The sequence below is a fragment of the Aquipuribacter hungaricus genome, from assembly GCF_037860755.1.
GTDB lineage: Bacteria > Actinomycetota > Actinomycetes > Actinomycetales > JBBAYJ01 > Aquipuribacter > Aquipuribacter hungaricus.
Genome location: NZ_JBBEOI010000444.1, coordinates 1 through 1163, shown reverse-complemented (window position 1 = coordinate 1163; position 1163 = coordinate 1). Strand labels below are relative to the sequence as shown.

Sequence of the window (1163 nt, the reverse complement as noted above, 5' to 3'; positions counted from 1 at the left end):
GGCGGAGACTATGCCCCGGCCCACGGCCGTCGGCGGCCCGGCCGGGCGCCGGGGGAGGCACCCGGCGGCGCCCCCTGCGCGGGCGCGGGACGGCCGGGGTCGTGGGGTCCCTCGTTGTGTACGGGGCGGGTGCCACGGTGCTCCTCGGGACGGTGGGGTCGGCGCGGACCCCGGAGGAGGTCGAGGACATGGCGGTGCGGTCGGGGGACGACGCGGTGCGGGCGCTCGGGCGGCTGGTCGGGGCGACGTCGACGGGGATCGACGGGCTGCTGGACGACCGGCTCCCGGACGGGGTCGAGGCGCTCCCGCCCGCACCGGGCGGTGACCCGGACCGGTGGCTGCACGCCGGTACCGGTGACCCGGCCACGGTGGGGGGCTGGGGTGTGCCGGCGTCGTACGACCTGGTGCCCGACGCCCGGCTGCGGGCCGTGCTCACCGGTACCGTCCCCGCGGACCTGGCGACCCTGGCGCCCGCGGACCGGCACGCCTACGTCCGCCACAGCGTCGACCTCGCGATGCGGGGCGGTGCCACCTCGGGCGTGGTGTACCCGGCCGCGGTCTGCGAGATCGCCCGCAGCATGCGGGTGCGCAACGTGGGCGGCGCCTCCGCGGGCGCGATCGCCGCAGCCTTCACGGCCGCCGCCGAGCTCGGGCGCAGCAGCGGCCGCGAGGGGACGTCCCCCGGGACCGCTGCCGGGACCGCTGCCGGGACCGCTGCCGGGAGCGTCGCCGGGGACCCTCCCGGTGCGGGGCACCTGCGCGCCGGGTTCACGGGCCTCGCCGACGTCCTCACCTGGCTGCTCCAGCTCGACGGCCCGGCCCCCGGGCGCGGCGCCCGCGAGGAGTTCCGGCTCGCGCAGCTCTTCCGGCCGGTGCGGGCGCAGCAGGGAGTGTTCGACGTCGTGGTCGCCGTCATGCGTCGGCGCTGGTGGGCGGTCCCGCTGGCCTACGGCGGGGCGGTGGGCAGGGTCCCCGCCGCGGCCGTGCTCGTCCTCGTCCTGCTGGCCGGGCTGGCGCTCGCCCTGCTCGTGGGCCCGTCCTCGGCGCCGGGCCTGCTCGGCGGGGCGCTGGTCGTCGTGGCCGGCCTGGTCAGCGGCCTGCTGCTCGGCCTCCTCGCGTGGCAGCAGCGCGGCCGTGCCCGCCCGGCGCAGCCGACACCCGTG

Annotated in this window: 1 pseudogene; it reads left to right on the top strand. The window is 79.9% G+C overall.

Annotation, left to right across the window (positions count from 1 at the left end):
* Positions 1-101: 101 nt before the first annotated feature.
* Positions 102-1163 (top strand): annotated as a pseudogene (locus WCS02_RS20495) (hypothetical protein); the annotation flags it as partial.